Source organism: Desulfatiglans sp., assembly GCA_012513605.1.
In the GTDB taxonomy this organism is placed as follows: Bacteria; Desulfobacterota; DSM-4660; order Desulfatiglandales; family HGW-15; genus JAAZBV01.
Genome location: JAAZBV010000106.1, coordinates 1 through 5,501, shown reverse-complemented (window position 1 = coordinate 5,501; position 5,501 = coordinate 1). Strand labels below are relative to the sequence as shown.

The window sequence follows — 5,501 nt, the reverse complement described above, 5'->3', positions numbered from 1 at the left end:
TCTTTCGGCCGGGGACTCTAGCAAAGCGTCCTTGGCATCAGCATCAGAGGGAATATGAATATTTAATTTTTAAAAATAAGAAAGTCTGTGCTAATTTGTTGATTTTTATCATAGCAGGCTTTAGACTGTTAGGGAAAGCAAGGAGAAAAGAGCTGAAAGCTCAAGGCTAAAATATGAAAGGGGAAAGGGGGAAATAGGCTGCCGTCGTCGCCAAGTTTATGACGGGCCAGGGAAGCATTTTAGGCTATAGGCTGTCAGGTAAAGCACCATAAAAGAGGTCTTAGCCAGGTAATGCTGTCCTTAGACTTGAGAAAATTTACCCTTTATTTTTCGTGGCTTTCGTGTGTTTAGTGGTTAATGTTGTGTTATTTCTTTTATTAACCTGTTGCCCGGAATTCCATGCCTTAAATATCTTTTTATATATCTCAGGCTGTGGAAAGTCAGATAACATCATCATCTGTTCATTTGCAAACATGGATTCTTTAAAAAACTTCTTCAGGCCCTTCATGAACCTTCCAATTTTAGGCGCTGGGATTGAAAAGATCATTTCACCTGCCTGCGTTAAGGCCCTGACATATTCACCAGGGTCAGGGAGCGTGATCCAGTATGCATTGTGGATAATAGGTGATGTTACAGCCCATGCGCATGAGAATGGGAAGAAGCTGGATTTAATGCCAGCTCTTTCCTTTTCATCGATTGAAAGCAGCATGCTCCTTAGCTGGTTTGTATCTGCATAGATCATTATCAGGTCCGGTTCAAAGGATGCGCTCTTTAAAGGTGCAGTAAGTATCCCTATGTATCTGCCATATTCAAACCCTTCATAGTTTATTCCTGCATCATGGGCATGGGCTTCCGGTGGCGGCACAAACCCGTAGGCTAGTACCGGCCCTGGGCAAAAGCTGTCTTCAAGTAGCATTGCCACTGTGAGTTTATCTCTCCTTGCAAGGGAAAATGCCTGGCATTGCGCATAATGTTTTCCCTGATTTTTTTTTGGTCTCAAGGCATGTTTGGGGATGTCCTTCTTTTTTACAACCATTTTCACTGCTAACGGGGATGTCTTAAGACCCAGCAACTGCTCCAGGGATTCACCATATCTTTTGTTTTTTCTTGTTTCCGGCATATATTCTCCCCCTTTTAAGAGAACTGGCAATAATAAAAGATTATTAACTTGACCTTACTCCTGATTATTCATATGATATCTGCCAATTAACAGTGTTCTTGGTTGTAATTAAATAAAAAATCACATTAGCCCCGGAATTACTCCGGGGCTTTTTTTTGATCCGGATAATGTCTAACACTGTTCATCGATCCGGAATAATCCGGCCCTCAGCATACAGGAGGGTTTTTAAAAAGGCAATCCGCTGTATTTAGAACGCAAAGATTTGTCCTGTTTCCCGCACATGGCGGGGTAAATAACGAAAGAAGGTATATATTGAATTTTGACACATTTAGTTTTCATCCATCCATTGAGGCAAACATCACATCCGCTGGTTATGAGGTTCCGACCCCTATTCAGACAATGGCAATCCCAAAGGTAAAAGAGGGGCATGATATAATGGGCCTTGCACAGACCGGAACAGGTAAGACAGCGGCATTTGCGCTGCCAATACTTAACCGGCTTATTAATGGTAAACAGGGCCATGTACGCGCCCTTGTAATCGCCCCGACACGCGAACTGGCTGAACAGATTCATCAGTCATTTGAAATTTTTGGCAGGAAGACACAAATAAAAAGCACAACTGTTTATGGCGGCGTTGGTATTAACCCCCAGATACAGAAACTAAGGTCTGCCGATATTGTTGTGGCATGCCCCGGCAGGCTTATAGACCATATTGAACGTAACACTGTAAACCTTACAAAGGTGGAGGTGCTTGTAATTGATGAGGCTGACCAGATGTTTGATATGGGCTTTCTCCCAAACATCAGGCGGATTTTAAACCATCTTCCAAAGACGCGCCAGACACTGCTTTTTTCTGCTACAATGCCGCCGGAAATAAAGCAGCTTGCACGCGATATACTCAAGAATCCATCAACAGTGCAGGCCGGGGTTACTGCCCCTGCTGAAACCGTGAGCCATGCCATATACCCGGTTGCCCAGCACCTGAAGACAGACCTTTTACTGGAACTACTTGAAACCAGTGATGCAGGGTCTGTTCTTGTTTTTACCCGGACAAAGCATCGCGCAAAAAGCCTTGAAAAGAAATTGGCTGCTGCCGGGTACAGCTCAGCCTCTATTCAGGGAAACCTTTCACAGTCAAGGCGTCAGGCAGCCCTTGATGGCTTTAAGAGCGGTGAATTCCAGATACTGGTGGCTACTGATATTGCAGCACGCGGTATTGATGTTTCACGAATATCTCATGTGATTAACTATGATATCCCTGCAACCCCCGAGGCATACATACACCGCATAGGTCGTACCGGCAGGGCTGAATGCAGCGGCGAGGCATTTACCCTTGCTACCAGCGAAGACAAAAATATGGTGAAGGCTATAAATCGTTTGATTGGTTCTGAGGTAGAGCAGCGCACCATAGCTACCTTTAATTATGGTTCACCAGCGCCTGATCAAAAAAGGCCATCTATTGCAAGGGTTGCTCCGCAGAGGAGATTCCCCGAATCAAAAAATAGTTATAACAAAAGAAGACCGGCAGCAAAGATATTCAGTTAACGATCATTTAAAGGTTTAGCGGCTTCCATAAACAGAGAGTTATGGAAGCCGTCAAACTAAATGTTATTCTATCAGTTTTTCACCAAGTTTAAATGCCATTGGCATTTTAACAAAGCAGTTAACATCCTCACCATTCTTTTTTGCAGGTGTAAACTTATATTTGGCAACAGCTTCAAGTGCCACCTCTTCAAAAACTCCTTCCGGTTCTGCATTTTCTACCTGTGGCTCATGTGCAATGCCATCTATGCCGACAATAAATCTCAAAACAACCTTTCCCTCTATCTTCTTCTCTTTAGCTTCAATGGGGTATTGTGGAGGAAACATTTCAATAGGCTTCGGCGGTGTGTCAATTTCATCTATTCTATAAACCGGTTCACCAGCAGATAATGAAAAGGTTGATACAAATGGTGGAGTATTTTCAGCTTTAATTTCAGGTTGAGTTTTTTTAATAAGCGCTGAGAGCGTTGGATCCTGGGTTCCTGTTATTTTCACCAGTTTATCATTGTATTCATACATCTTTTCATAATTTTGCTGTGCATAATAACATGCGATAATTTGTTTTAACCACGTTTCCTTTGGTGCGCCGGATATAGCCATGTATGTTTCTATCACCTCTATTGCCCTGTTGTATTCTTCTTGTTCCTGGTATATTCCAATAAGCATGTTAATCCATTCAGGTTTTGGGTCATACTGTGAATCTATCATCTCTTTAACAACCCTTATGGTATCATCATAGCTTTTTAATTGATAATAAGCACCTGCTGCTGCCTCAAGCATCCTTATATCCTTTGATTCGCTTTCTTCATACCTCTTCTCAAGCAACGGGGCTGCCTCTGCAAATTCTCCCATTTCATAAAGAGTTGAACCATAATAAGACATTAGATCGTTGTTGTCAGGGTATGCTTCATAACCTTCTTTAAAAACTTTTAATGCCTCATCCAATTTCTTATCGTTATACCAGTAATACCCGAGCATAAGATAAGCATCCGCAGGGATAGTATCATGGGTTGTATCCATATAATCCTGAAGCACATTCCTGGCATTTTCAACTTCCTTGTTTTCAAAAAGCTTCTGTGCCTCAACCATTGCCTTTTTTGCATCTTCAGGGAGTGGAGTTTTATTATCGAGCCCCTCCTGTGCAAAACCTGTTATGGTGTAAAAGATAAACCCTGTTACTAAAAGCATGACAATGGCTAACGCCTTAATCCTTTTTGTGTTTTTCTTGTAGCTTACTATCATGGCAATTCTCCTTTTTATTTGAGATTTATTTTCTATAATACCTGCCATTGCCGGTAGCTGCTGGTTCTGGCAGAACCTTTCAAGAAAACCGATAATAGTGCCTGCATAATCCTTTGTCTGATTGTTCCTTATTCTTGCCAGCACTGATGCATCACAGGCCGATTCCTGGTCTATCCTCATCTGGTAAAATGCAAACCATACAAGCGGATTGAACCAGTGAAAGACCTGAAGCATAGTAATAACCCATGACACACCAATATCATGGCGCTTAAGGTGGCCAAGCTCATGCATAAACACATAGGTAAGCTCTGACCGTGTTAGTTTTTCTAACACACCCTGAGGTAATAGCAGCCTTGGCCTCAGGTAACCGAACAGGGCAGGGCTCTTAACTGCATCTGTGATGATAATCCCGATCACAGTGTTGATCTGCATGGTAATCTTGCATTCTTCTAAGAGGTCAAGGATATCTTTATCAACCAGCATGGGTTTTTGTTTTATAGTGATCCAGAATCTTAAATTTTTAATAAGGATAAAAAGGCCTATGGAAAGTGCCCCGATAAGCCAGGCATAAAGCATGACCTCATTAAATGAGAGATCAAGCCACGCCCAGTTAAAGCTGGAAGAGGTGTTCTCAATAATACCCGATATCATATCGTCTTTACCAAGAAGCATTGTATCCATGAGGTCAAATTCAGGTAATTTTATTGATAAAAATTCAGGGAGTACGCTGCTTTTCTCATATTTCAGGGGTATAATCATGCGGATAATGAGCACCAGCCACAGGCCATAGTGCCACCACGCAGGGAGGCGTTTAGCGATTATAGATTTTAAAACAAATATAAGGCATATAAAAATGCTTATGTCTATTGTGTAATCTATGAACCATGAAAAAAAGGCTGGTAATGCCTTTAGTATTGTTTCCATTTATTCCCCCTGTTTATTATCGAGGATACGTTTCAGCTCTTCTATATCTTCCTTTGTTAAATTTTCACTTTCCACCATTGCGGCGAGCGCTGGCTTTAATGCCCCGCCAAAAACCCTGCTTAAGAAGGAGCTGCTTTCCGCCTTTGCGACAACTGATTCCTCAATAAGTGGAAAAAACTTGTACTCTCTTCCCTTACCGTCATGGCCGACCGCCCCCTTGCTGACTAACCGGTTTAAAAGAGTCCTGATGGTCTTTGGCTGCCAGTTTGTTGATTCGGATACAACCTCAATCACCCTGTTTGAGGTTATCGGGTTTTCATTCCATATAGCCTTCATTACTGCCCATTCTGCCTCTGAAATCTTTGGTATGTTACTCATAGCTCCTCCTTTATTAGTGGATCACAATTGTGATTTAAGATATCACAATTGTGATCTGTGTCAACAGGAAAATTATAAATAATTTTATTATGAGGATAACATATTGGAATTAATGGGAATATATTTAGTAAGCTGTTATTGAGGTCATATTATTGGAAAAGGTCGGTAATATCGTAGATACTATGTGGATCACTTGGAAGCCATTTGATATAATTTTCTTTTTAACCCATTAAAAAGGAGGATACCAAATGAACAAGACCCAAGTGATCCAGAAGGATAGTAACACAAAAGAATC

At 41.6% G+C, this 5,501-nt stretch carries 4 protein-coding genes; 1 reads left to right on the top strand and 3 read right to left on the bottom strand.

What is annotated here, in order from left to right:
• Positions 1-316: 316 nt before the first annotated feature.
• Positions 317-1,120 carry a DUF169 domain-containing protein gene (locus GX654_14700; GenBank protein NLD38113.1) on the bottom strand — a complete coding sequence of 268 codons (804 nt, stop codon included), beginning with the start codon at positions 1,118-1,120 and terminating at the stop codon, positions 317-319.
• A 312-nt stretch (positions 1,121-1,432) separates the two neighbouring features.
• Between GX654_14700 and GX654_14695 the strand changes: the two genes are divergently transcribed.
• Positions 1,433-2,665: a DEAD/DEAH box helicase gene (locus tag GX654_14695; protein NLD38112.1), complete on the top strand. Its 1,233-nt coding sequence runs from the start codon at positions 1,433-1,435 to the stop codon at positions 2,663-2,665.
• A 63-nt stretch (positions 2,666-2,728) separates the two neighbouring features.
• Here the strand turns inward: GX654_14695 and GX654_14690 are convergent, their stop codons facing one another.
• The gene (locus GX654_14690) at positions 2,729-4,828 is read right to left on the bottom strand and encodes a TonB family protein (GenBank protein ID NLD38111.1); all 2,100 of its coding nucleotides are present in this window, start codon (positions 4,826-4,828) and stop codon (positions 2,729-2,731) included.
• Positions 4,829-5,206 carry a BlaI/MecI/CopY family transcriptional regulator gene (locus tag GX654_14685; protein ID NLD38110.1) on the bottom strand — a complete coding sequence of 126 codons (378 nt, stop codon included), beginning with the start codon at positions 5,204-5,206 and terminating at the stop codon, positions 4,829-4,831.
• Between the last annotated feature and the right edge of the window lie 295 nt (positions 5,207-5,501).

What these genes read in the sequence shown, in the direction of transcription:
- GX654_14700 (NLD38113.1), bottom strand. Translation starts at nt 1,120, where the DNA reads ATGCCGGAAACAAGAAAAAACAAAAGATATGGTGAATCCCTGGAGCAG.
- GX654_14690 (NLD38111.1), bottom strand. Translation starts at nt 4,828, where the DNA reads ATGGAAACAATACTAAAGGCATTACCAGCCTTTTTTTCATGGTTCATA.
- GX654_14685 (NLD38110.1), bottom strand. Translation starts at nt 5,206, where the DNA reads ATGAGTAACATACCAAAGATTTCAGAGGCAGAATGGGCAGTAATGAAG.